The sequence below is a fragment of the Streptomyces sp. NPDC002671 genome, from assembly GCF_053592475.1.
Window position 1 is genome coordinate 402,155 of the sequence record NZ_JBSFVU010000001.1, and the last position, 26,132, is coordinate 428,286.

Below are 26,132 nucleotides of genomic sequence, written 5' to 3' on the forward strand. Positions count from 1 at the left end.
CAAGTCGCCCAAGGCCTGGGGACTTTGAGTGCACGTCAAGAAGAGGGAGCACGAGTCGATCTAGCCCCCCGCGGGGATCACCGTAGGGCTTCGGTTTGAGGGCCTTGGCAAAGTCTTCCCAGAAGAATCACAAAGAACTCACCTAGTTCACAGGGCAAGTTGACGCGCATCGATCAAAAACGGTCCTCCGCCGGTCAGTTGGTGATCACGAGACGATGGAAGGCTGTTCGTTCGCCGCACACGGCCGATGCCCCGGCGGATTTCTCCACCGGGGCATCGGCCGTCAGTCCTCAGACCGACCAGGCTATTGCGGTTGCGCCGTCCAGTTCTCCGGAACGAGTGGTGCGGGCATCAGGTACGCGGCGAACGCGATCTGAGACAGGAGCTGGAGCAGCAGCGGCTCCGCCGTACTCGCCCCCACGAGAGGCAGCGCGAAAAGCGCCATCGGGAAGGCGAGCGCGATCCGGAACCTGGTGACGTCCATCTGCGTGTGAGCCAGGCCCGCGAGGAGAGCGAGGAGCAGCGTCGGTGTGCCGATGATGGCCAGCATGCCGAAGCCGAGCCGCATGACCTGGGCGAACGAGTCCTCCCAGGGCACGACGAGGGCAATGACCACCCACGTCGCGGCATACAGGGCCACATACGTCAGGACGCAACGCCCGATCCGCTCCAGCACCCGGCGCACGCCGGGGCCGGCCGAGGATTCCGTCTCTTGCGTCAGCATCCCATCACGCATTTCCCGTCCGTCCAGGTCTTGTTGATCTTCGTGCCCCACCAGGGAGCCGAGTCCATGCCGCTGTCGCTCGCCATGCGATCCGTAGCGATCACGCGCGGCGCCTGGTTGGTCCGGTACTGGACCACTTCCATATCAGGATAGGCGTCCCCCTGCCGGCTCACGGAGACGGAGGTTCGCGTCGCCTTGATCTTGATCGAGTTGTCGACCGCGAAGAAGTTCATCAGGCTGTTGACGCCGTGCACGCCGATGTCGAGCTGGTCGGGGGTCGACTTGTGCCCGAGGGTATCGACGTCCACGACGTTGTCGCCGCCCCAGGTGTCACCCGGCCACCCCTCGAGCTTCAGCGGGTTGGCATGGATCGTCTTGCTCGGATCGTCGACCATTTTGGTGCGGGCGAGGAGGCCGACCCCATCTGCCACGAGATGCTTCGAAGGAGTGGTGTGGGACGCGGTGATCGTAAAGGTGCACTCGCCCAATTCGGTGTTCCACACAAGCGACATCCGGTACGGCAGGTCCGGGTCTATGGATGCCTCACGCTTGTCGCCGAGCAGCATGCCGAGCGCCGCCAGCTTCGTGTGGATGAAGAAGGTCATGCGGATGATGCCTCGGTTCGGGCCCCTCCCGACATTGAACCTCCCGCGGACCGACCCATCGGGCGTCGCCCCGAAGCCGGCGTTCATGACTTCGTCCATCATGTCGTCCACGGTCGGCTGCGCGTCGCTGTCACCGCCGCCGCCACCGCCAACGCTGCCGTGCGTGGGGCAGGCAGGTGCATCACGGCCGTATTCGGGACCGCAGGCCAGTCGGAGACCCGTGGGGTCGCTGTTGGTGAGGGGGTTGTCCCCGGCGTAGGTGTAGCCGCCGAGCTCCTGCGGGTTGGCGGCCTCGAAGACGGGGTCGGCGCTGATGAAGCTGCCCAGGGTCGGGTCGTACTTACGGGCGCCGACGTCGGTGTAGCCGGTGCTCGTGTCCTGGGGTTTGCCGAGGTAGGAGTGGGTGGGGTCGGGCCAGGCGGTGGTGTTGGCGCTGGAGCGTGGCTGCCCGTAGGGCGTGTACTGCTTGCGGGCGACCTGCTGGGTGGTGGCGTCCATGGACAGGTTGGCCGTGCCGTGCGGGTCGCCGAAGAGGTACTTCAGTCCGCCGCCGGACAGGCTGGAGCGGACGGCCATGGGCACACCGGCGCCGCCGCCGTGGACGTAGGTGCGCATGGCACCGAGCAGCACGTTGGGGGTGACGCTGGTGTTGACGACGATCTCGGTGTCGCCGGCGAACAGCGTGGTCTGCCCGGGGTCGCGGCGGATGAGCTGGTTGCCGTCCGCGTCGTAGAGGTACTTGGTGGTCGACGGGCTGGTGCCGTCGATGTCCACCTGGGCCAGGTGGCCCTCGTCGTCCCAGGTCAGGGTCTGGCCCGGCCCGCTGGTGGGGGTCCGGGTGTGCAGGTTGCCGTCCTCGTCGTAGCCGAACTTCGTCGGGTTCGTGCCACCGGTGGTGGCGGTCAGGGTGTGCGGCTGTGTGCCGGTGGTGTTGCAGCCCGTGGTGCAGCCGTCGGTGTAGCCGGTGGTGGACGTGGTACCGGAGCTGCCGATGGCGTGGTCGACGCTCTGCTTGCGGTTGCCGATGGCGTCGTAGCCGAAGGACTGCCAGTACGAGCCAGGCGTTGTGGTAAGAGTGCTGGTCGTGGGCGGGTTGGCGGCGCAGTTGTCGTTGGCCGTCCAGGCGTCGGTGAGCCGGTTCAGGGTGTCGTAGCTGTAGCACTGCTGGTCGGTGACGGTGTTACCGGTCTCCGACTGCTGGTCGGTCGTGGACGTCGGGTTGCCCGCGGCGTCGTAGGTGTACTTGGTGTCGTCGACCGTCGGCCCGGGCGCCTGAGTACGGGTGATCAGACGGTCGGTCAGCCGGCGCGTCTGGTCGTCGTAGCTGTAGGTAACCCAGGCCGGGTTCGTCGACGCCCCCATCGTGACCTGAGACGGCTCACCGTAGTTGGTGAGGACGGTGTCCCCGACGTAGGTGTTGATGCTGCTGCTCGTCTTCAGCGGGGCGCCCAGGGCGTCGTGGCTGTAGGTGATGACCTCGTTCAGCAGGCCCTGGGTGCGCGGGTCGCTCTGCGTGGCCAGCGTCTGGGTGTGCGTCGTGTACGTGAAGGTGGTCGTGTACGTCGACGGCAGCGGGGCCTCCGACGTGGGCAGGGTGATCTTGGTGCCGGTGGGCTTGCCAAGGCTTGTGTAGCCGGTGGTGGCGGTCGTGTACCCGCCGGTCACACCCTGGACGTAACGGGTGGACGAGGTCGGCAGACCGATCCGGATGGTGTCGTAGGCCCAGGAGGCGAACTGGAAGCCGTCCTTGGCCTTGTCCGTGCCCGTCAGCTTGCGGCCCAGCAGGTCGTAGGTGTAATCGAGTTCGACCTGCTTGGCGTCCTTGGTGGACACCATGTTGCCGGCATCGTCGTAGCCGTAGTTACTGCCGCCCGCGTCGGGGTCGGTCTGGGAGGTCTTACGGCCGAGCAGGTCGTAGCCGAACGACCAAACCACCTTGTCCGGGCCGGTGACCTGGCGCTGCTTCCCGTTGGGGAAGTAGGTGTAGGTGGTTGCCGAGGTGGTGCCGCCGGTGGCGGTGAAACCGGCCGACGCGGACCCGCTCAGGGTGGGCAGCCCGGTGTACTGGTCGAATTCCGTGGTCTGGCCGCGAGCGTTGGTCACCGTGGTGCTGGCCACCCCGCCCTTGGGCGGCAGGACGGTGGTCCTGTCACCGGCGTAGGCGGTGGTCGTGGCCCAGGTCTTGGACCCGGCGTGCTCCTCGGTGACCAGACTCGCCCGCCCGAGGCCGTCGTGGTCGGTGACGGTGGTGTCCGGGATGGACACCTGGGAGACCGAGACCAGCTTGGCGCCGGGGTTGCCCCCGATGTTGTAGGCGTTGTTGGTGCCTACCGTCCAGCCGTGCGAGTCATACTGCGTGTCCGAGACCGTGGTCGTGCCGTTCTCGGCGGTGGTCTGCGTCTGCAGCGTACGCAGCATGGCGTCTTGCAGCGTCTCGCTGACCTTGTAACTGCCGTTGTCCAGCAGCGTGCTGGCGGTCACGACCGACGGCGCCGTCTGGGACAGGCTGTAGGTGTAGGTCATGTTCGCCGGAGCGCCGGTGGCCTTGTTCTCGTTCGGCAGCCAGGCGGCGGTGAGGCGGCCGAGGGCGTCATAGGTCAGCGAGGTGATCAGGCCTGCCGCATCGGTCTTGGCGGTGGGCTGGACGCGGGCCGGGTCCTGGGCCGTGGTGGTCAGCTGGCAGTCCTTGGACGACACGGTGACCGCGGAGCAGTCCGTACCCGGGGTGACCTGGGTGACGGTCGTGGTGCTGGTGGGCAGCTCGCCACTGGTCGGGCTGTAGGAGGTGAAGACGGACTGGGACAGGCTCTTGCCGTCAGGGGAGACGGAGTTGGGGGTACGGGTCGTTTTGGTGACGCGCCCGTAGCTGTCGTAGTTGCTGGCGGTCTGGTCGACGAACGCGGTCGCGGTCGCGCCGGAAGCCGCCGCCGCGGCCTGCACCAGGGTGGCCTCGCCGCGCGTCGGAAGGGCGGGGTTCGTCCGGCCGTCGCCGTCGTAGCCGAAGGCGTGACCGTCGTATGAGGTGCGGTTGTCCGAGAGCAGCGTCCCGCTCGGGGCCGCTCCGGCGGTGGAGCAGTCCTGGGCCGTGGTGATGGTCTCGGAGGGCAGGGTCAACAGCGGGCTGGTGTTGGACAGGTAGCGGGTGTAGGTGCACTTGGCGACGTTGTTGCTGTCGGCGGTCTCACCGCGGTCGTCGACCTGCACGGGCTCACCGGTGGTGGGCTTGCCGAGCGTCGTCTCGTAGAAGGTGTCGCTCTCGGTCTTGCGCCAGCCGTACGACACGGCCTCGCGGGTCAGCGTCTTGGCGCCGCGGACCATCTGCGCCGTCAGGTCCTGCATACCGCTGCGGTTGCGGGTGGCGGTGGGGCCGATGACCGTGGGGACGTTGACCACAGCCTTGTTCAGGCTGCCGCCGGAGGCGGTGTAGGTGTCGGACTCGAAGACCTGGCCGCCCAGCGCGTTGTCGTCGGTGACCGAGGTCGCGCCGTCCTGGCTGGTCAGCGACGGCACCGAGCGGGTCTTGCCGCCGGGCAGGGTGTCGCCGTTCATGCCCAGGAAGTAGTAGCTCTTCGACAGCGTCTTCTGGTCGTAGACCTTCGCGCCGTTCGTGTAGTGGAAGACGTTCGGGTCACCGGTGGTGACGTCCACCTCCGGGTAGCCACGGAACTGACCCCACGTGCGGTTCTTCGCCTTGACGACCTCGTTGTCGTCGTAGTGCCAGCCCGGGTTGCCCTTGTACGTGTAGTCCGTCTCCAGCTCGGGCTGGGTGCCGTCCTGGTAGGAGTTGTGCGGGTCCGTGGCGACGACCGAGCTGACCTTGTACTTGTAGAACCAGTCCATCCACGGCGACGGCTGCCCCGTCGGTGTCCAGTACACGGGGAAGCAGGACAGGGTGTTGGTGGAGGCGAAGTTCTTGGCCGCCGCGTCGGTCGGGTCGTTGGGGTCGCTCGCCGGAGCCGTGGAGCAGTCGGGCCGGTCGTAGGTGACCGTCGTCTCCGCGCCGGTCTCGCTGGTGACCGTCTGGATCCGGTCGTGGTACATCAGCGGCATCTGCGGAATCGTGCCCACCCGGTTCGGCAGCTGCAACGGCGGGTCAAAACTCACCGACGGCGTCGACGTACTGCCCGACGCACCACCCAGCGTGTCCAGACCAGTGCGCTGCACCGAGTCCAGCCACAGCGTCGGGGCATGGTCACCGCCGTCCGGGAAGGACTGGGTGAAGCTGTACTTGTCGACCTGCTTGGTGACCCCGCCGGTCTGGATCTGCGTCGTGATGGAGGTCAGCCGCTTACGGGACCAGAAACTCGGCCCGTGATTGGTGCAGTTCGTCGACCCCGACGTGCAGTTTAGGTCGATCGGCACATCCGGCCAGTACGCCGCATTGGCGACCGTGAACTGGCTGTCCGCACAGGTGTTGCCCGCCGGAGTACCCGCGATGCACCGCTCGGCCGTGTCGAAGAGGATCTGCTCCGGCGCGGTCCCCGAGTAGACCGTCGAGGACGTCATGCCGTAGTCGATGCGCGAGAGCGTGCCGCCACGGGTGTAGGAGACCGCGGTGTCCTTCATGTCCGCGCCGTAGTAGCCCGTCTCCGGCGAGTAGTACCAGGCCGTGGCATTGCCGTGCAGGTCCACCGCATAGTCCAGGTTGAACCGATACCCCAGCGTGCACGACGTCGCGGCGAAGTCCGTGCTGTCCGGGCACGCCGAGAACCCGCCGTGTGCCTGGTAGACCGGCATGGTCCACACCGACTTCGTCTCGTCCTTGCCGCTGGCCCAGCCCGGCAGCCGGTTGAGGCCGAAGAAGTACTGCACGCCACCCTGGGTGACCTTGAAGTACTCCTTGTTGTCCGTGCCGTTGGTCGCCGACCCGGTCAAGTCCTCGATCTTCGTGGTGCCGTCGTCCGTGGCCGGGTGGAAGGTCTTGGAGGCGTCGTCGTAGACGATCTGCGTGGACTTGCCGTTCAGCGACAGGGTCAGGATCTGCCCCGCCCAGCAGCTGTCGCCGTCATTCTTCGGCGCACCCGAGGACGAGTCGTCGCTGCACGGCTTGTAGGTGCGCTCGACGAAGTTCTCCGTCGTGGACCAGCCGTCGCCGAGCCAGGAGGACTGGTTGTTCGTCCCCTCCGTCCGCGCGTCCTGGCTGGAGGAGTCGTACGACAGGTCCACCTTCGGGGGCGCGCCGCCGATCGCCGCCGGAACCGTGATCGGGTAACTGTAGGTGAATGCACCGGTGTTGCCGGAGACCGACCACGTACCCGCCGGCGACAGGTTCGTCGCCGAGTAGTCGCCGGACGAACCGCCCGCCCCGGCTGTTGCAGCCATGACAAGCATCGGGCTGGATGCGGCCTTCGCCGAGTGAGAAGAGACCGCGCCGGTCACAGCCGCGGGCATCCCCGGCACGGAGACCTGGGCGGACAGCTTCCCGGGCGCGGTGCGCACCGGCGTCTGCACCTGGCACTTCGTCAATTTCGGGTTTTGCAGGGCACATTGCGGCAGCTGGACCAGGTGCAGACGCGCGGCGAAGTCACCGCCGAAGGCGTAGCGGAACGACGAGTCGTCCACCCGCACGGCGACCTTGCCGCTTCCTGCACTGGTGCGCTGGAGCGTGAAGAGCACACCGTGGACACCGGCGGCACGCGCGGCCTTCTGGTCCAGCACCGTCACCCGCACCCGCTGCGACCCGGCGACGGCACCCGCCTGGGGCCATACGGTCGGAGCGGCACCGAGGAGGACGGGCGTGTCGCCGGCCCGCACCTGGCTCGCCTTGGCGGACAGCCGCGTCGAGGCCGCAGCGACAGGCAGAGTGATCTCGGCGCTGCCCGGCGCGGGCAGCTTCACGCGCACCGTGGGGTCGTAGTGCTTGAACCCCTTGTGCGCGGCGCCCCTGTGGGGCGTGGCGCGGGTGAACGGGATGTGCTTGTCATGCGGAACGGCCGGCGCCGACACGTGGCGCTTCGGCGAGGAGGCTGCCTCGGCCAGTTGGGCGGGAAGCAGACCCGACAGCACCAGGGCACCGGTCACCGCGAGCGCTGTACGACGACGTATCTGTGGGGGGCGCCAAGCCCCCGGACCGCGTCTCCACCCCGTTCTTCGCACCATGTGCGTGACCCCCTTCGCCGTCAATGAAGCACCCAAGTCGCCCTGGAATGGTCGACTTTGAGTGCACGTCAAAAAGCGGGAAGCACAAGTTGATCTAGCTCCCCGCTTGGTCAAGGTAGGGCTTCGGTTTGACGGCCTTGGCAAAATCTTTCCAGGGGAACCACAAAGAACTCACATTGTTCACAGGGCAAGTTGGCGCGCAACGATCAAAAACGGTCCACCATCGGCCAGTTGGCGATCACATCGCGATGGACCTGATCGTTACCGCGCCCCAGAATGCACAGCGCTGCGGGCCCACGGGGGGACCGCCTTAGACCCGCGAAGGAATCCCATTCTCGATGTCCGCATCTCGCACACCCCTGCGTGCGTCCAGACGCCCCGCGTCCAGACCCATCGCCGTCGCCGTGGTCGCGGCCCTGGCTGCTGGGTCACTGACCGCGACGGTGACGGCCCACGCGGCGGACGCCGCCCCCGCCCGGTCGCCTGAGGCGAAGTCGCACAGTAAGCGTTCCGAGTCCGAGGCCAGTCGTCTCAACCCGACGGAGTCGGCCTCCGCCCGCGCGAAGGCGACCGGCAAGCCGGTGACCATCGACCAGCTCACCGACACGGGAACGGTGGTGGTGGCCAACCCGGACGGCACCTTCACCCGCACCGACTCCTCGATGCCGCAGCGCACGCGGCAGCACGGCAAGTGGGTGCCGATCGACACCACACTGGCTCGGAAGGCGGACGGGACCTGGGCGCCCAAGGCCGCCGTCACGGACGTGGCCTTCTCCGGCGGCGGCTCCGGCTCGCTGGTCACGATGCGCAGCGGTAAGCACAAGCTGGGCTTCTCCTGGCCGGACGCACTGCCGAAGCCCATCGTAACCGGTGACACCGCCACCTACCCCGAGGTACTGCCGCACGTAGACCTCCAGTTGACCGCGGACGCCTCCGGTTACTCCTCGATCCTGGTGGTCAAGTCCCCCAAGGCGGCGGCCGATCCCCGACTCCAGCGCCTCGCGTTCAACACCACGTCCGCCCACCTGAAGCTGAGCCCCACCCGCAACGGCGGTGCGCAGGCCACGGACAAGGGCACGGGCGAGACGGTGTTCCACAGCGACACCGCGGTGATGTGGGACAGCGCCGGCCACAAGGCCGCCGGTGCGCCCCTGGGGCACACCGCGTCCGTCTCGGCCGCCCGGGCCGAGCACAAGGCTGCGGTCAAGGTGGGCGGGCACCGTGCCCAGGTCCGGGTGAGCCTCAAGAGCGGCAAACAACTGCTCGGCCTGGACAAGGAGTTGCTCACTTCCAAGAGCACCGCCTACCCGGTCTACGTGGACCCGGAGTGGAGCGGCAGGCCGTCCCAGCTGGACTGGGCACGGATCTCCGACAACGGCTGGAACGTCTACAACTCGACGTCCACCACGGGTGAGACCAACGCGCGCGCGGGGTGGGACAACAACAACCCCGGCAACGGTGAACGGGCGCGCACCTACTACCAGATGAACACCAGCGGCATCAGGGGCGCTGTGGTCATCCACGCCTCGTTCTACGTGAAGCAGCTCTCCGCCGCTTCCTGCGCGGACACCCCGGCAGCCGTCTACGGCACCGACCGGCCCGCGGGCTGGGGCTCCTCCTCGCTGTACTGGGGCCACGAGCCCGGGGGGCGCACCGGCTCCCTCGGTTCCAATCCCGTGAGCCACGAGGCCGGCACCTGCCCGGTCACCGACGGCGCCCACTCCTGGGTCAGCCCGCCGTCCCTGGAGTTCGACGTGACCTCCCGGGCGAAGAGCGCGGCATCCGGCGGCTGGAAGAGCATGACGCTGATGGTCCAGTCGCCCGACATGAACGACGCGACGCAGTGGAAGCAGCTCGCGTTCGGCGGCGGCGCCACCATGTCGGTCACCTACAGCTACCGGCCCAAGCTCAAGAACGGCACCGGCACTCCCGCCATCAAGCCGTCCACGGTGAGCATGGGCAAGACGATGACCACCACCCACACCCCGACGCTCTCCGCGCGCGCGGTCGACCCCGACCTGGCCGGCGGCAGTGAGCTGGTGCGCATCGACTACAACGTCTTCAACTCCTCGGGAACCCTGGTCGGTCAGGGCTTCGGCCCGGGCCTCGACTCCAAGAAACGCGCCCGGTACAACACCAACGGCAGTGACTGGACCACCCCGAGCCTGCCGGACGGCACCTACACCTGGAAGGCCACCGCACAGAACGCGGCCGGCTACTGGGTGGGCACCGGCTCCGGCATCTGGACGAAGACCCAGTCCTTCACGGTGGACACCACTGCGCCACCCGCGCCCACGGTGACGTCCAGTCAGTTCCCGTCGAAGCAGATCGGTGCCGCGTACGGCGACAAGGGCACCTTCACGATCAGCAACAACCACACCAACAACATCACCGGGTACCTGTTCTCGCTGGACGGCACACTCGGCAACACGGTGTACAGCACCAGCGTCGCCAAGTGGACGACGACCACGACGATCGTCCCGGGCAAGCCGTACTACGTCAGCTCGGACAACGCCGCCGGCACCGGCACCTCGGTCCTCAACGGCAGTGCCTCCCCCGCCTTCGCACCGGCCAAGGCAGGACCGCACACCCTGTACGCCAAGGCCGTGGACCAGGCCGGCTCGACGTCCATCACGCAGACGCCGTACTCCTTCTTCGCCGGCACCAGCACGCCGACGTACGCCTACGGCGACAAGATGATCAATGGCTGGACGGCGACCAACGCGGACAACACCACGACCGTGGTGCCCAAGGCGACCACGACCTCCAGCGGCGGTCAGCTGATCAGCCAGGCCGCGGGCAGCGGCTACGAGTTCGCCGACGGCTACCAGGCCATGCTCGCCAACAAGAGCAGCACCACGAAGGTCGCCGCAGGTGACAGCGCAACGTTCAGCTTCGACATCCCGAAGGACGGCCCCTGGAGCTTCGGGGTCAACCTGACCAAGGCCAAGGACTACGGCATGTACCGCCTGGTCCTGGATGCGGGCAAGCCCACCGAGTCCACGCTGCTCAGCAGCTTCGACGCGTACAACTCCTACGTCACCACCCGCTTCGTGAACCTGGGCATGGCCAAGGACGCGAACGGCCAACTGCTCACGCTGAAGCAGGGCGTGCACACCCTGACCCTCAGCCTGACCGGCAAGAACACCGCTTCCACCGGCTTCCAGGCGGGCATCGACGTACTGCGGCTCGCGCCGGCGCTGACCTGCGCGATCAACAGCACCAGCAGCTGCCTCAACAACACCGCCACCAGCACCTTCACCACCACGACCGGCCCGGCCGACGCCGACGGCTCCGGCAACAGCATCAACTCCGCCGACCTGACGGGCACGTCGGGCTGGCAGAGCGGCAAGAAGGTGACCGTCAACGGCGCCGCCGTCACACTGCCGAACTTCGGCACCGGCACCTACGACAACATGCTGGCCTCCGGGCAGACCGTCACCGTGCCGGGCACCGGCGTGGTGAACACCGGTGACGCCGTGGTCTTCGTCGGCTTCGCCACCGGCGGCGCGGCCAAGGGCGCGACCGGCACGATCACCTACGCCAAGAACAACTGCCTGGACCCGAACGGCGCCCCCGCCGACCAGTCGTACCAGCTGGACACCGTGCCCGACTGGATCACCGGCCCGGCCTCCGCGGCCACGCTGACCCTGGTGCACCAGAACCACAGCAACAACACCCAGACCAGCCCCAGCAGCGGCCCGAAGCTCTTCGCGGTCAGCGTCCCGCTGGTCTGCCCCGGCTCGGTCGTCAGCAGCATCTCCCTGCCGCTGTTCACCAACGGCGTCCAGTCCGGCCAGCCCGCCCTGCACATCCTCGGCATGGGCGTGCGCCCGCTGACCCTCACCGGCAGCGGAACGAGCACCCAGCACTGGGTCGGCACCTGGTCCTCCGTCCAGGACACCGCCAAGGTGCAGCTGTCCGGCGGCAGCACCGCCACCGTCAGCGGTGGGCAGACGCTGCGCATCCCGGCGCACGTCAGCATCGGCACCGACGACGGCAACGGGGTCCGCATCCACCTGTCCAACGCCATGGGCACCGCGCCCGTGACCTTCGACGCGGCCTCCGTCGCCCTCCAGGACGGCACCGCGGGCGGTGCGACGACCGGCGCGGCACCGGTACCGCTGGCCTTCGGCGGCCTCACCTCGGTCACCGTCCCGGCGGGCGGCGACGTGACCAGCGACCCGGTGACCCTGGCCGTCGCACAGCAGGCGACCGTGCTGGTCAGCCTCCAGGTGCACGGCTCGGTGTCCGCCATGCCCGGCCATGCCTCGGCGCAGACCCCCGTGTGGGTGAGCGGCGCGGCCAACCACACCGGTGACACCTCGGCCACCGCGTTCACGCAGACGACGTACACCGGTCTGCCGTACCTCGCGGGCATCGACGTCACCACGCCCACCTCCGCCCCGACCGGTTCGCTGGTCCTCTACGGCGACCAGAACGTCAACGGGGACAACGCGAGCGGCGACGGCAAGCACCACCTCAGCGACGCCATCGCCGGCGCCATCGTCGACGACCCCAACGGGGACGGGACCGTGGACTACGGCGTACTCAACGCCGGTACCAACGGCTGGAGCCTGAGCAACAACCTGCTCCCGCAGATCACCAACAACGACAACCCGACCAACGCGCTCAACCCGCTGGACCGCAACGTGCTGGCCCAGGGCAACGTGCGCACCGTGCTCGTCTCCACCGGCGCCACCGACCTGCTCAACTGCACCGGTGACGCCACCACCTGCGCCACGAAGGTCGAGAGCGGACTGGCCTCGCTCAACAGCCAGCTCAGCTCGTACTACACCGACGACGGGCAGACGTACATCAACGGGCAGGCGGTGACGCAGGACGCCAACATCACCGTCTACCTCACCACCATCCCGCCGTTCACCGCCGCCCACCCGGGCACGGCGACGCAGGAGGCCGCACGCGAGCAGGTGAACAACGACCTGCTCCTCAACTACCCGACCCAGGTGATCGACTTCGCCGCGGCGGTCTCCACCGACGGCACGGCCACCGGGTCGACCGTGAAGACGGCCGACCTCTACAACGGCAACCCGTCCGACGCGTACTACTCCGACCTCGCCGCCCGGTACCTGAACGACACCAACACCGACGTCGTCAGCATCGCGCCGAACCTGATCGTGCCGCTCGCCACCGGCAGCGACACCTCCGACAACGAGTGGGACCTGTCCACCGACGGCTCCGACGCCCGTGGGAACAACCCGTTCACCGCGGTCGGCGGGGCGACCTTCAACGCGCCCGGACCGGACGCGCTCAACGCCCCCGCCGGCGCCACGTCCTTCGACGGCAGCACCGGATTCCTGGAGAGCGACCACACCGCGGTCAACACCCTCGGTGACTACACCGTCTCCGCCTGGGTGAAGCTCGACTCGCCGACCAGCGGCGCCACCGCCGTCTGCCAGGGCACCAGCCAGCACCAGGCGTTCTCCCTCGGCTACGACAGCGGCAACAAGGGCTGGATGTTCCAGACCACCACCACCAACGACGCGAACGCCCAATGGCCCACCGCGGAAGGGGACTACGGCACCGGCGTAGTCGGCACCTGGACCCATCTGTTGGTCACCTACACCGCACCGGTCGACGGTGACTCCAGCACGGGCGCGATGTCGATCTACCAGAACGGCACCCTGATGGGGACCGCCACCAACCTCACCCCGCAGTACGACTCCTCCCTGCCCCTGACCGTCGGCGGCTGCGTCAACAGCCCCGACGCGACCACGCCGTACGGCCAGTTCCCCGGCTCCGTCTCGGACGTGCAGGTCTACCCGTACGCGATGACGGCGAGCCAGGCGGGCGCGAGCAGCGTGATCGTGCCGGCCGGCTGGGACAACGGCATGCCCGAGGACGACTGGAAGCTCGGGTCGGACGGCACCGACACCGCCTCCCTCAACCCGCTCACCCCGTCCGGTGGCGTCACGTTCGGTCCGGACGCGCCGAGCGGGCTGTCCGGCAGCGCCGCCTTCGACGGCAGCACCGGTTTCCTCAAGAGCAAGCAGAGCGCGGTCAACACTCTCGGCGACTACTCGATCTCCGCCTGGGTGGAGATCAACTCAGCGCTGGGCACCGCGGCCATCTGCCAGGGAACGACAACCCACCAGGCGTTCTACATCGCCTACGACAGCGGCAACAAGGGCTGGATGTTCCAGACCACGACCGCCAACGGCGACAATTCCTCCTTCCCCACCGCGGAAGGGGACTACGGCACCGGAACCGTCGGCACCTGGACCCACCTGGTCGCCACCTACCGGGCCCCGGTCGCCGGTGACTCCAGCACCGGCACGATGTCCCTCTACCAGGACGGCGTCCAGATGGGCGCGGCCAGCAACCTCAGCCCGCAGTACGACTCCTCCCTGCCCCTGACCATCGGCGGCTGCGTGAACAGCGCGTCGGCCACGACGCCGTACATGGCGTTCCCCGGCTCCGTGGCCGACGTCCACGTGTACCCGCGGACGCTGTCGGGGACGGAGGTGAGCGCCCTCCGCTGATCCGTACCAACGCAACGGGCCCCTGTCGCTCCTTCCGGGAGCGGCGGGGGCCCGTTCGCTACCGCAGGAGTCGCCGACTGAGCTGTTCCTCAAAGAGCGTGAACTCACACTCCGCCCAGACCGTCTTGCCCGGACCGTCGGACCGGAGGTGCCAGCCCCAGCGGGAGGCCAGCCCCGCGACGAGGAGCAGCCCCCGTCCGCCGGTGTCCTCGGCTCCGGGGGCACGCAGAGCCTCCGGGCGAGGTGGCGTCCGTTCGGTGCGGGTGTCGGTGACCTCGATCCTGACCGTACGGGCGGGTGCGCTCACGTGCAGGCACAGGTGGAAGTCCCGGCCGGGTACGTGGCCGTGCCGTACGGCGTTGGCGGTCAGCTCGCCGAGCACCAGCACGATCGCCTCGTGCGGACAGGTGTCGTACCGGATCCCCCAGGCGTTCAGCCGGTGCGCGGCCAGCCTCCGGGCGAGGCGGGCGCCGCGCGGGGTGGAGGTGAAACGCATCTCGAAGGTGCGGCTCAAGTCATCAGCGGTACAGGTGTGTTGGGAGATGCCGACGGGGCTGCCGGGTTTGCTCGTCATACCGACAACGGTGTCGTCGGTCGCATAGCGTGACCAGTGGTGACGCACCGACGCGGCCGGTTGTACGCGCGGCGACGGTACGAGTACGAGACGCGCGGCGTGACGACGCCTCGGGGACGGGCGTTGGGCCAGGGAGGCGGTAGCAGTGACCGAGGGTACGGGCGCGGGGGCGGAGACCATGGTGGCAGGCGACGAAAGCACCGAAGGACAAGCGGCGGCGGACACATCCGGCCAGGCCGTGGTCACCGCATTCGGGCAGACCATGAAGACGTTGCGGGTGCGGGCGGGGCTGGACCGTGAGGAGTTCGGACGGCGGATCGGATATTCGGCGTCCACGGTCGCGTCGTACGAGCAGGGGCGGCGGATTCCGTCGCCCAGGACCATCGAGCGGGCGGATGAGGTGCTGGGGGCGGATGGACTGCTGACGGTGTGGAAGGAGCAGGTGCAGCGGGCTCAGTATCCGGTCTTCTTCCAGGGGATGGCGAAGCTGGAGAAGGAGGCCCTTGAGCTGCTCATGTACGACACACACGTCGTCAACGGCCTGCTACAGACCGAGGATTACATGAGGGCTCTGCTCGCCATGCGGCGCCCTCCCCTGGATCAGGAGACGATCGAGCAACGGGTGGCCGCACGACTGACCCGGCAGGACATCTTCGACCAGCGCCCTGCACCATTGCTGGGTTTCGTGATGGACGAGGCGGTGCTGCGACACCGGTACGGCGGCAACGACGTACTACGGGGGCAGTTGGAGCATCTCCTCCTGATCGGCGACAAGCGGAACGTGGAGATCCAAGTCATGCCGGTCGACTGCGAGGACAACGCGGGCGTGAACGGACCGTTCACGGTCGTCACGCGGAAGGACAGCAAGAAGTTCGTGTACTCCGAGTCACACGCGACCAGCGCTCTGGAGACCGACCCGGAACAGACGGTTCTCGCCGCCGCCCGCTATGGGATCATCCGATCACAGGCTCTCACTCCGCGAAAGTCGCTGGAATTCATCGAAGGGTTGTTGGGATCGCTATGAACAACGCCGAGTCCTCAGCCGTCGCATCTGACCTCGCTTGGTTCAGGAGCAGCTACAGCGGAACCGAGGGTGGTCAGTGCGTCGAGGTAGCGGCCGGCAAGGAAACTGTGCACATCCGGGACTCCAAAGCCGTGGCCGGACCCGTCATCCGTGTGTCGCGTGAGGCGTGGGCGGGGTTCGTCGGGGAGGCCTGACGAGAGCTCAGCCGCCCGTCAGCAGCTTCCGGCTCGCCGAGCAGGCCGCGGGTGCGGTCGGACAGGGCGAGGTGGATGGACACGAAGTCGCTCTGGCTGAGGATGTCGAGGGGCTGGTGGGGGGCGTGACGGGGCAGGGCTCCTGGTCGCCCGGTTGGTGATCTCACTCATCAACGCCCGGACGCAAGAGCCCTGTTGGTCCCGTAGCGGTCAGACACTTGTCCGGAAAGCGCCAGGCCCCTGACGATCCCGTGATCGATAGGCGGATGGCGTCTCAGGCCAGCCACGTGAACAGGACTCGTAGCACGCCCTGGAACGGGAGCATCGCAGCGTCACTCACACGTCACCACCAAGATCCACCGGGTGCTCCCTACGGAGTGCGGCCTTGGCTCCGCGACCGGAGCTGACCAGGGCTGCTGTGGAAGCGGCAACGGTGACGGCCAGTATGGGCATCATGACCAGCTGGGCCGCGTCATCGGTATTCATGGCCAACGCCGCGACGCAGGCGATGCCTGTAGTCGTCACGGCGAACGCCACCGCAACCCCGGACAGGGCAAGCAGCCGCAAGACCTTGGCAGATGGTCGGCACCGGGTGACGACGACGGCCGGTGCCACCGCCATGGTGATGAGGAACACTGCCGGCCCAAGCACCGCCAAGGCTCCGACCCAATAGGAGATCGGGTCGATGGAGGCGTACGCCAGGAGGAACGGCGCGATCAGCCACGTGGGCAGCGCCGGGACAACAGCCGCCATCGGGCGCCACGCGGCCCGGTTGTCGGTTGGGGAGGTTTCCGCGAGGAGGGCGAGGGCGCCGGCCAGCAGGATGAGCCCAGCGCCGTACATGGCGTACTGCGCAACGTCGAGCAGTCGGCGCACCAGGTCCGGAGTCAGGCCGGATTCCTCGGACAGGATGAAGTCCAGCATCGGCAGGGCATACAGTGCGGCGCACCAGGTGACCCAGGTGGTGGCGACGCTTGCCTGCATGCGGCGCCGGCGCCGTTCGGTGGACTCTTCGGGCATCACCGGGTGAAGCCATGCCCGCAGCGCGCCGACAAGAAGGTCCGCGACGATGCTCGGGCCGGCGCCGGTGTCCTCGACCAGTGCTTCAAGTTCGCAACCGTAGCGCTCCCGGAACGAGGGAGGGTATGCCCGCAAGGCCACCCGGGCCGCCATGTTGATCACGCGTTTGCCACCCCCAGTCGGGTCAACCCGGTGCGTGCGAAGCGAGCCATCGCCCGGAGCCTCTCGTCGAGCACGGTCTGGCCTTCCGCGGTGATGCGGTAGGGCCGCCGACGCTCGTCCTCGTCCAGCGGCGCGACCAGGCCGCTTTCCTCCAGCCGCGCGATGGCGGCATACAGCGTGCCTGGTCCCAGCCTGATGGACGTCTGCTCCTCGACATCCTTGGTGATCGCGTAGCCATGCTTGGGGCCGTCGGCCAGGCTGGCCAGGATCAGCAACGCGGGTTCGGCCCATCCGACGCGGTCCCGTTGACGCGGCATCAGGTACCTCCCTCATCCCTCGCGACTATTACGTTATACGATACTGCGTCGTACGTAGTACTAGGCGAGTCCGGCAGGACCCGGGCACGATGACTCTCGCAGCGCCCCGCCCACCGCCGAGGCCACGCTGACCAGCGGCAGATCCACCTGCCCCCCGGCATGCCGCCTCAGCGAAACCCTTCTCGTCCGGGTGCCGATCTTGCCGAGCCCGAGCAGGCCCAGGGTCCGGCCGTGCAGGTCGGTCGCCGATGTGTTCACGGAGCGTGCGCACCTCGACGCCGTCGGCGAGAGGGCTCCAGTCCGCAAGGGCGAGAGCGGCGCCCTGGTAGTCGTCCAGCACAGCGCATCGGAGGGTCATGCGGGCATTCTGCCGATCATCCGTCGGCACGCACCGGGTGCGGGTGCCCCCCCCTCCCGACCCCCGGATATCGGGCCCGGAGAGGCCCTGGAGGCGTGAGGCCGCGCACAGGACGCAGATCACATCCTGCCCAGGATCGTAGAACCGCACCCGCCCCGAACAGCAAAGAAACCCTCCAAAACACCCAATACCGGACATTCCTCCGAAGTTGGGTAGTACGTCACACCATTGCATCAAACGCCATGCGCCGCTCAGGATGGCTATCGCCGCCAGGAGCCACCAGACGGACAGGGCCAAAACCACCAGCCCCACCCGCTCCGGTCTCCAGCGCGGGCCACCGCCCCCACGCCGCGCCCCTCGCGGCCGGCGCCGACGACGACCCCACTGGAGAGTTCCTTCCTCATGGCCACCATCACCCGCACCCGCATCGCCCGCCTCCGCAACATCACCCTCACCGGCATCGCCACCACCGGCGCCGCAGCCGCCGCCCTCACCCTGATGCCCACCGCCGCCCAGGCTGCCGAGGCCCCCCAGGTCAAGACCTCCGCCGCGGCCACCATCGCCACCAACGACGGCCACGGCAACAACCTCGACGGCTGGATCAAGCAGTCCCTGCGGATCATGAAGGCCAAGGGCATTCCGGGCAGCTACGAAGGCCTCAAGCGCAACATCATGCGCGAGTCCAGCGGCAACCCCACCGCCCAGAACAACTGGGACGTCAACGCCCAGAAGGGCATCCCCTCCAAGGGTCTCCTTCAGGTCATCGACCCCACCTTCAACGCCTACCACGTCGCCGGCACGGCCAACAACATCACCGACCCGGTGGCCAACATCACCGCTGCCGCCAACTACGCCGCCCACCGCTACGGCTCGATCGACAACGTCAACTCCGCGTACTGAGCCTTTTCAGAGTGACCTCTGATCAGGTACCGGTAGCAGGGCGCGCAACGCACAAGGCTCCCGTGCCGTTGAGTGAGGTGTTCGACACCTCAACTCTTCGGTACGGGAGCCTCGTTGGTTTCCTGGTCAGAGGTATCAGAGGTCGAACTCCTGGGGTGGCAGCCCCAGCGCGAAGCAGGCGTCCCGGACCACGGCGCGTTCGGTGGCGTCGAAGTCGCCGTCGGCACCGCCGATGACGATGCCGATCTGAATCACGGCACGAGCCTCGGCCGGCTTCTTCTTCGCCTTGGCGACCTCCTGGAGCACGCTCACCTTGCCGAAGTCGAAGTCGGCGGTCAGCTTGTTGAGGTTGTCCTCGAAGCGGCGCTGGAGGTCGTCGGCGGGGAAGTTCTGCAACACCTCGTTGCTGAAGATCAGCTGCGCGACACGCTGCCGCTCGGAAGGGTCGACCTTCCCGTCGGCAGCGGCGACCAACGCGCACATCGCCATGCTCGCGTCGCGGAACGCACCGCTCTTGAGGTCGTTCTTCTTAGCCACCAACTGGGTCTGCATCTGCGACGCCGACTCCTTGATGCGGTCCCACAGGGCCATGTCGACTCCCCTTGCTCAGGGGCCGCCGTGGTGAGCCCGCATGGAGGCGACCCGCCGGCAGCCGGATTCACTTCTACAGTGCTGCAGAAGCTAGCAGGGTGAAGAGGTCATCCCCCGCTCCAGCAAGGCCAGTTCCCACGTCTGTCGCGCCCGGTTCACCTCCGCGTCCACGTCGACCGCGCCATCTCCGCGCCCTCCCGGCCGGCCTGGAGGCCGAACTCGCCGCTGCTAGCGGCGCCAGGCCGATAATATGTTCGATCTAACGACGATCACCCCTCCATCCATCACCGGAAAACCATGCCATCCAGCACGAAAGTGGCTTGGTTAACTTAATGACAAATCGGCTGAACAGTTGATATCTATCTCATCACGGATATTTTCGCGAATAAACGCCGGAATTGCGGGCGTGGCCGCACTCGGCCTCCTCATCACGCTGGAGATCGCCGCGCGTCGCTGCGGCGGCGTACCGGGGCCGATGACCAATCAGGCGAAAGAGGTCATATTCGCCCCCAAGCCGGGGCCGTTGTACGCCGGTATGGCGTTGATGATGGTGGTGCTCACCTGGCGGCAACGGTTCATCGCGGCTGGTGTCGCGATCGGCATCGACGTCGTCTTCGTACTGGTGCGGTGGGCGGTCGACGCCAAGACGACCGCCGACCATTTCTTCGGCAACGGCGCGTTGTGGGTGATGTTGGGCTACGGAATCATCGCTGTCACGCGCCGCACCGGCCAGGAACGTGTCCTGCTGCTGAAGGGCGTCGGGCTGGGCCTGCTGTTGGTGGCCGGCCGCAAGACCGGCGACACCTGGCTACTCATCACGTCGAAGACCCGCCCGGCGGTGCTCGACCAGTACGTGGCAACCGCCGATCGCGCACTGGGCAACCCGTCGTGGCTGGCAGGCCGGGTTGTCGAGGTCACCGGCCCGATCGGCACCCATCTTCTCGGCTGGGTCTACGCTCAGCTTGCGGTGGGCGCGATCGTCGTCGCGCTGTACCAGCTGCGCAACGTGGCGGTCGAGCGCCGATTCCCGCGCCATCATCTGGTGCGCACCTTTCTGGTGATCGGCCTCCTCGGACCGGGCATCTACATGCTCTTCCCGGTGGTCGGACCGGTCTTCGCCTACGGCCCGGGCGCCTCCGGCACCGGCGGCGTGCACTGGGCGGTGGCCAACCTGTGGCCGGACACGCCACCGCCGATCAATACCCCGCACCCGATGCCGTACGACGAGATCACCCCGCGCAACTGCATGCCCAGCCTGCACACAGCATGGGCTACCGCGATCTTCATTCATTCCCGCAAGGGCCCACGGATTCTGCGATTCGCAGGCACGTTCTGGCTGATCGCCACGCTCGGCGCAACGCTGGGCTTCGGCTACCACTACGGCACGGACCTCGTTGCCGGCGTGGTCTTCGCCCTCACGATCGAGGCAGCGCTGCGCTCGCTCGAACGCGGCTGGGATCGGCCGGGAATCCAGCTGGTCGCCTACGGCGCAACGGTCTTCGCCGCGCTCCTGGTGTCCTATCGCTATCTGCCGATGGAGATGGCCGAACATCCGTGGGTGTTCGGACCCCTTCTCATTCTGGCGATGACCTCAGTGGTTTACGGCTACGTACAGACCACCAGACTGTGGGAACCGAAGGCCGCACCAGCGCGGCAACCGGAACCGCAACCCGAGCTGGTTTGAGTCAGGGGGAACCTCCCCGCATCGGCTCGCCGGCTACGTGGCCTCCGTCAAAGCCCTGTGGCCCGGGTCCCAGCCGCGGCGCGGCACGGAGGCGAGGAGCAGCCGGGTGTACGGGTGCTCCGGGGCGTCCAGGACGCGGGCGGTGGGGCCGGTCTCGATCACCTGCCCCGTCTTGAGCACCAGCACCGTATCGGCGATGTGCCGGACCACCGCCAGGTCATGGGTGACGAACAGGTAGCCGATACCCGCCTCGCGGCGGATCGTCGCGAGCAGGTCGAGGATCTGCGCCTGGATGGACACATCGAGTGCCGCGACCGCCTCGTCCAGCACGAGGACCCTCGGCTCCACCGCCAACGCCCGTGCGATGGCCACGCGTTGGCGCTGGCCGCCGGAGAGCCGACGTGGCAGGGCCGTGGCCTCGCGGGCGCCGAGGCCGACCTGGTCGAGCAGTTCGGCGACCCTGGCCCGGCGGGCGGCGGCGTCGAGTGCCGTGTGCAGCCGGAGCACCTCGTCGAGGCAGCCGGACACGGTCACCCGCGGATCGAGCGAGAGGTACGGGTCCTGGAAGACCATCTGGATCTCCCGGGCACGGGCCAGCCGTTCGGCCCGGTTCCGGGGCCTCGCCGACCGGTCCCGGCCGTCCATTCGCACCGTGCCGCCGTCCGGCCGCTCCAGTCCGACGAGCATGCGCACCGTCGTGGTCTTGCCGCTGCCGGACTCCCCGACGATCGCGAGTGAGGCGCCGGGCGCCAGCGTGAACGACACGTCGTCGACGGCCGTGTGGTCCCCGTACCGCTTGCGCAGCCCCTCGACGACCAGTCCCTTCGATGGCGCGGTCACGGCGTGATCCCTTCGTCGGCGCGGTGGCAGGCGGCGAGACCGTCGCCGTACGGAGCCAGTGCGGGCGTCTCCTCGCGGCAGCGCGGCAGCGCGTGGGCGCAGCGCGCGGCGAAGGCGCACCCGGGCGGCGCCTCGGCCAGCGAGACCGGGCGGCCCGGGATCGGCCGGGGGGCCGGTGCGCCCGCCTCGATGCGCGGGGTGCAGGCGAACAGGCCCGCCGTGTACGGATGGCGCGGCCGGTCGAACAGCGCGTCCGTGCCCTGCGTCTCGACGATCCGGCCCGCGTACATCACGTACACCCGGTCGCAGACGGCCGCGGCCAGTTCCAGGTCGTGGGTGACGAAGAGCAGGCCGGTGCCGCGCTCCACCCGCAGCCTGGTCAGGATCGCGATGATCTCCGCCTGGGTGGTGACGTCGAGGGCGGTGGTCGGTTCGTCGGCGACGAGCAGCGCCGGTTCGGCGGCGAGCGCCGCGGCGATGACGACCCGCTGGAGCATGCCGCCGGAGAACTCGTGCGGATGCCGGCGCAGCGCGCCGCGCGGGTCGCGGATGCCGACCGCGGCGAGGAGTTCCCCGGCCCGGGCGGTCGCCGCGGCGGCAGGGGTCCCGGCCGCGCGCAGCCCCTCGGTGAGGAAGTCGCCGATCCGGCGCAGCGGGTTCACGGAGGCCCGCGGGTCCTGGAAGACCATCGCGACCTGCCGGGCTCGCAGGGCGGTCAGCTGTGTGCGGTCCATGCTCAGCACGTCGTGTCCGCCGACCCTGACCTGCCCGCTGACGCGCGCGCCGTCGGGCAGCAGCCCGAGGACGCTGCGGCAGGCCACCGACTTGCCGGAGCCGGACTCGCCGACCAGGCCGACGGTCTCCCCGGGCCGTACGTGCAGGCTGACGCCGTCCAGGATGGGCCGGGCCGCGTGGCCGGCCGCGAGGCGGACCCCGAGCCCGTCGATCTCCAGGACGGGTGCCGGTTCCGTACGCTGCGTCATGCCGTTCACCGCTCCCGCCGGGAGATCCGGTCGGCGAGTCCCTCGCCGACGATGCCGAACGCCACCACGGCGAGCACGATGCACGCGGACGGCGCGAGGGCGGGCAGCATCGCCCCCTGCTGGATGGCCGACTGGCCTTCGTTGATCATGGCGCCCCAGTCGGCGGTCGGCGGCTGCACGCCGAAGCCCAGGAAGGAGAGCGCCGCCAGGTCCATCAACGCGTAGCCGAAGTTCATCGCGGACTGCGCAAAGATCGTCGGGGCGATGTTGGGCAGCAGATGGCGCACGCAGACCGTCCAGCCGGACCAGCCCTGCACCCGGTACGCCTCGATGTACGGGCGCGTCTTCTCCTGCCGGGCGATTCCGCGCACCAGCCGCCCCGCGTACGGGGTGTAGGCCACGGCCATGGCGATGACCGGCGCGGTCATGCCCGAGCCGACGACCGCCACCAGCAGGATCGCGAGGAGCAGACCGGGGATCGCGAAGGCCATGTCCATGGCGCGGGACAGCAGCGCGTCCGCCCAGCCGCCGCGCCAGGCCGCGACCAGGCCGAGCAGCGTGCCGAGGAGCGTGGACACCCCGACGACCAGCAGCGGCCCGAGCAGTCCGGTGCGGGCCCCGTGGATCAGCCGGGAGAGGATGTCCCGGCCGGACTGGTCGGTGCCGAGCAGGTGCCCGCCGCTGGTGCCGGTCAGGCTCGCCGAGAGATCGACGGTGTCGGCGTCGTACGGGGCGAGGACGGGGGCGAGCAGTGCGACCAGGACGAGTACGGCGAGCACCACGACCGAGGCGGTGAACAGCGGGCCCTGGCCGAGCATGCGCAGCCTGCCGAGGCCCGGTCGGCGGCGCAGCGCGTCGGCCGCGTCGTCGGCCGCCGGGGCGGCGGAGGGTGTGGTGGTGGTCATGAGGAGCCCTCCCCGTGGAGCGAGAGGCGGGGGTCGACGAGCGGAGCGAGCAGGTCGACGGCGAAGTTGACGAGGACGAAGGCCGCCACACTGAGCAGGGTGATCGCCTGCACGACGGGGAAGTCCTTCGCGGTCACCGACTGCACGAGCAGGGAGCCGAGGCCTGGCACGTCGAAGGCGGTCTCCACGATCGAGGTGCTGATCAAGAGTCCGGCGAGCATCGTGCCGCCGACGGTGACGACCGGGCCGAGCGCATTGCGCAGCACGTGCCGGCGCACCACGGTCCGCTCCGCGACACCGCGGGCGCGCGCCACCTCCACGTGCTCGCGGCCCAGTTCGTCGAGCATCGCCGAACGGGTCACCCGGGCGAGCAGGCCCGCGAAGGTCAGCGCCAGCGCGAAGGCGGGCAGCGTCAGGTGGTAGAGACGGTCCCCGAGGCCCGACGTGGTGCCGCCCGGTCCCGGGAACCAGCCCAGCTGGACGGAGAAGAGCGACACCAGCGCGATGGCGGTGACGAACGACGGGGTCGCCGTGGCCACTCCGGTGCCGATGAGCACCGCCCGGTCCAGCGGGCCCGGCCGCAGCGCGGCCAGGATCCCGCCCGCCACGCCGAGTACGGCGACCAGTACGGCCGCGTACCCGACGAGCAGGGCGGTGCCCGGCAGCCGGGAGCCGATGAGGCCTGCGACGTCCTGGTGGAACTGGGCGGAGCGGCCGAAGTCGCCGTGCAGGACGCCGCCTAGCCACTTGACGTACTGCACGGGCAGCGGGTCGTCGAGGTGGTACTGGGCGCGCAGGGAGGCCACGGCCTCAGGGGTGGCAGGGCGGCCGTGGAGCAGGAACGACACCGGGTCGCCGGGGGCCAGGTACAAGGCGCCGAAGACCACGACGGAGGTCACGAGCAGCACGGTCACCAGGCCGAGGAGGCGTCCGACGAGGTAGCGGGTCATGGCTTCGCGGCCCCGATCGTCGCGGCCCACGGGTAGTACAGCTGGGCGATGCCGGTGGGCGGGCCGGTGATCCGCTTGCCGAGGAAGACCGAGTAGGGCGCCTCGTACACCGGGATGATCGGCAGCTCGCGCATCGCGATCTTCTGCAGTCGGGCGGTGAGGTCGGTGCGGACCGCGGCGTCCGGCTCGGCGTTCGCGCGGTCGAAGGCGGCGTCGAACTCGGCGTTCGACCAGTTGCCGTAGTTCCCGAAGTCGCCGGTGTGCAGATACTGGTAGAACTCCAGCGGGTCCGGGGTGTTGTCGTAGCCGTTGGTGACGACCAGGTCGAGGCCGGCTCGGGCCTTCGGGTCGACGAAGATGCTGCTGTACGCCTCGGGGGCGACCGGCTTCAGCTCGACCTTCAGGCCGATCTCCTTCGCGGCGGCCTGCACCGCGATGGCGACGATGCTGATCTCGGGGGCCAGCGAGCTGGTGACCATGACGATCTTGCGGCCCTTGGCGCCGGCCTCCTCGACGAGTTTGCGGGCGGCCTTCACGTCGTAGTTCGGCTCGGGCAGCGAGTCGAAGACCGCGGCGGTCTTCTTCGGGTCCAGTGCCCAGGCCCCGCGGGCCGCGGGGGCCTTGGCGGGGACGCCGACGCCGCCGGCCGCGGCCTTGATGATGTTCTTCCGGTCGAGCGCCATGGACAGCGCCCGGCGGACCCGGACGTCCTTGAGGCCGCCCTTGAAGTTCAGCACCGCGAGGTCCGCGGCGGCGGTGTTGGGGCCGAAGAGCAACCTGCCCTTGGCGCCGGCACGCAGCTGCGCGATGGAGGAGGAGGGCACCAGGTACCCGCCGTCGGCCGTACCGGACCGGAAGGCGTTGGTGCGGGCGGCCGGGTCCTCGATGAAGGTGAACGTGACCCGGCCGGTCTTCGGGGCGAGCCCCCGGTCCCAGTACCCGTCGTACTTCTTCAACGTGATGCTCTCGCCCTGCGTCCAGCGGTCCAGCGCGTACGGGCCGGTGCAGTTCACCTCGCCCTTCGGGGTTCCGTAGGTCTTGCCGGCCTTGGCGAGCGTCGCGGCGCTCTCCACGGTGCCGGGGGAGGCGGCCATCAGCTCGGGCAGCAGGACGTCGGGCTTGGACAGCCGGATCGTCACCTGCAGCGGGCCGGTCTTCTCGATGCTGGAGACGTTCTTGAACGCCGAGGCCCAGGGGGAGCCGGTGGCCGGGTCGGTGTGCCGCTTCAGGGAGGCGACCACGTCGTCCGCGGTCATGACTGTCCCGTCGTGGAACTTCACCCCGGGGCGCAGCGTGTAGACGAGGGTGCGCGGGTCGGGCCGGTCGAACTTCTCGGCGAGGCCGGGCTCGATCTTCATGTCCGGGGTGACGCGCATGAGTTGCTCGCAGACATTGGCGAGCACGGTGTTCGGCGGGTAGTCGTACGCGAGGGCGTAGTCGAGCGTGTACGGCTCGGCGTACAGCGACCAGGTGATCGAGGGCAGCGGGCCGCTCGCGGCCGGCGAGGTCGGCTCGACCCGGTATCCGGTGGAGCCGTCGGCGTTCCGTGTGGCGCCGGAGCAGGCGGTGGCGGTGGCCGCGAGTGCGGCCGTACACGCGACGAACGCGATGGTTCTGGGCATGCGCATGCAGACCCACCCCTTTACGGGTGTAGTGAAGGGCGCTGGGGGATGGAGCGAGTATTGATGCGGGAACGTTC

17 protein-coding genes and 1 pseudogene are annotated in these 26,132 nt (G+C 68.7%); 5 read left to right on the top strand and 13 right to left on the bottom strand.

The annotated features are described in order from the left end of the window. Positions 1–304 precede the first annotated feature (304 nt). Both ACWD35_RS01730 and ACWD35_RS01735 read right to left on the bottom strand, forming a co-directional pair. On the bottom strand, positions 305–724 hold the full coding sequence (locus tag ACWD35_RS01730) for a hypothetical protein (protein WP_451349125.1): 420 nt from the start codon (positions 722–724) through the stop codon (positions 305–307). Further along, positions 718–7,350, bottom strand: coding sequence for an RHS repeat-associated core domain-containing protein (locus ACWD35_RS01735; protein ID WP_451349126.1), 6,633 nt, complete (start codon positions 7,348–7,350; stop codon positions 718–720). Before ACWD35_RS01735 ends, ACWD35_RS01730 begins: the two co-directional genes overlap by 7 nt. Positions 7,351–7,766: 416 nt before the next feature. On the opposite strand from ACWD35_RS01735, the gene ACWD35_RS01740 reads away from it, so the two are divergent. Next, positions 7,767–13,931 carry a LamG-like jellyroll fold domain-containing protein gene (locus ACWD35_RS01740; RefSeq protein ID WP_451349127.1) on the top strand — a complete coding sequence of 2,055 codons (6,165 nt, stop codon included), beginning with the start codon at positions 7,767–7,769 and terminating at the stop codon, positions 13,929–13,931. A gap of 58 nt (positions 13,932–13,989) precedes the next feature. On the opposite strand, the gene ACWD35_RS01745 is transcribed toward ACWD35_RS01740, so the two are convergent. Continuing rightward, positions 13,990–14,505, bottom strand: a complete 516-nt coding sequence (locus ACWD35_RS01745) for an ATP-binding protein (protein WP_451349128.1) — start codon at positions 14,503–14,505, stop codon at positions 13,990–13,992. A 178-nt stretch (positions 14,506–14,683) separates the two neighbouring features. Here ACWD35_RS01745 and ACWD35_RS01750 point away from each other — a divergent pair, with 178 nt between their 5' ends. Then, a complete protein-coding gene (locus ACWD35_RS01750; protein ID WP_451349318.1) occupies positions 14,684–15,529 on the top strand; it encodes a helix-turn-helix domain-containing protein in 846 nt (281 codons plus the stop codon). Continuing rightward, complete coding sequence (locus tag ACWD35_RS01755) at positions 15,526–15,723, top strand: DUF397 domain-containing protein (protein WP_451349129.1); 198 nt, start codon at positions 15,526–15,528, stop codon at positions 15,721–15,723. Before ACWD35_RS01750 ends, ACWD35_RS01755 begins: the two co-directional genes overlap by 4 nt. 336 nt (positions 15,724–16,059) lie before the next feature. On the opposite strand, the gene ACWD35_RS01760 is transcribed toward ACWD35_RS01755, so the two are convergent. The 4 genes and pseudogenes from ACWD35_RS01760 to ACWD35_RS01775 all read right to left on the bottom strand — a co-directional run. Beyond that, positions 16,060–16,905: a hypothetical protein gene (locus ACWD35_RS01760; RefSeq protein WP_451349130.1), complete on the bottom strand. Its 846-nt coding sequence runs from the start codon at positions 16,903–16,905 to the stop codon at positions 16,060–16,062. Continuing rightward, positions 16,902–17,222, bottom strand: coding sequence for a PadR family transcriptional regulator (locus ACWD35_RS01765; protein ID WP_359262929.1), 321 nt, complete (start codon positions 17,220–17,222; stop codon positions 16,902–16,904). The genes ACWD35_RS01760 and ACWD35_RS01765 overlap by 4 nt, the downstream gene beginning before the upstream one ends. A gap of 60 nt (positions 17,223–17,282) precedes the next feature. After that, positions 17,283–17,480, bottom strand: coding sequence for a hypothetical protein (locus tag ACWD35_RS01770; protein ID WP_451349328.1), 198 nt, complete (start codon positions 17,478–17,480; stop codon positions 17,283–17,285). Further along, a pseudogene (locus ACWD35_RS01775) lies at positions 17,461–17,580 on the bottom strand (D-2-hydroxyacid dehydrogenase family protein); the annotation flags it as partial. The pseudogene ACWD35_RS01775 and the gene ACWD35_RS01770, both read right to left, overlap by 20 nt. Before the next feature lie 402 nt (positions 17,581–17,982). Here ACWD35_RS01775 and ACWD35_RS01780 point away from each other — a divergent pair. Further along, positions 17,983–18,480 carry a transglycosylase SLT domain-containing protein gene (locus ACWD35_RS01780; protein ID WP_451349131.1) on the top strand — a complete coding sequence of 166 codons (498 nt, stop codon included), beginning with the start codon at positions 17,983–17,985 and terminating at the stop codon, positions 18,478–18,480. A gap of 135 nt (positions 18,481–18,615) precedes the next feature. Here ACWD35_RS01780 and ACWD35_RS01785 read toward each other — a convergent pair whose 3' ends face one another. Then, complete coding sequence (locus ACWD35_RS01785) at positions 18,616–19,071, bottom strand: tellurite resistance TerB family protein (RefSeq protein WP_451349132.1); 456 nt, start codon at positions 19,069–19,071, stop codon at positions 18,616–18,618. Positions 19,072–19,477: 406 nt separating this feature from the next. On the opposite strand from ACWD35_RS01785, the gene ACWD35_RS01790 reads away from it, so the two are divergent. Continuing rightward, a complete protein-coding gene (locus ACWD35_RS01790; RefSeq protein ID WP_451349133.1) occupies positions 19,478–20,755 on the top strand; it encodes a phosphatase PAP2 family protein in 1,278 nt (425 codons plus the stop codon). A gap of 33 nt (positions 20,756–20,788) precedes the next feature. On the opposite strand, the gene ACWD35_RS01795 is transcribed toward ACWD35_RS01790, so the two are convergent. Genes ACWD35_RS01795 through ACWD35_RS01815 form a run of 5 tightly spaced genes read right to left on the bottom strand, consistent with a single transcriptional unit; the run spans position 20,789 to position 26,061 of the window. Beyond that, positions 20,789–21,595 (bottom strand): ABC transporter ATP-binding protein, encoded by an 807-nt coding sequence (locus ACWD35_RS01795; RefSeq protein WP_451349134.1) that lies wholly within the window; start codon positions 21,593–21,595, stop codon positions 20,789–20,791. Further along, positions 21,592–22,578, bottom strand: coding sequence for an ABC transporter ATP-binding protein (locus tag ACWD35_RS01800; protein WP_451349135.1), 987 nt, complete (start codon positions 22,576–22,578; stop codon positions 21,592–21,594). The genes ACWD35_RS01795 and ACWD35_RS01800 overlap by 4 nt, the downstream gene beginning before the upstream one ends. A 5-nt stretch (positions 22,579–22,583) precedes the next feature. Beyond that, entirely contained in the window at positions 22,584–23,483 is a 900-nt protein-coding gene (locus tag ACWD35_RS01805; protein ID WP_451349136.1) for an ABC transporter permease, read from the bottom strand. Continuing rightward, positions 23,480–24,433, bottom strand: a complete 954-nt coding sequence (locus ACWD35_RS01810) for an ABC transporter permease (RefSeq protein WP_451349137.1) — start codon at positions 24,431–24,433, stop codon at positions 23,480–23,482. Before ACWD35_RS01810 ends, ACWD35_RS01805 begins: the two co-directional genes overlap by 4 nt. Beyond that, positions 24,430–26,061: an ABC transporter substrate-binding protein gene (locus tag ACWD35_RS01815; protein WP_451349138.1), complete on the bottom strand. Its 1,632-nt coding sequence runs from the start codon at positions 26,059–26,061 to the stop codon at positions 24,430–24,432. Before ACWD35_RS01815 ends, ACWD35_RS01810 begins: the two co-directional genes overlap by 4 nt. Between the last annotated feature and the right edge of the window lie 71 nt (positions 26,062–26,132).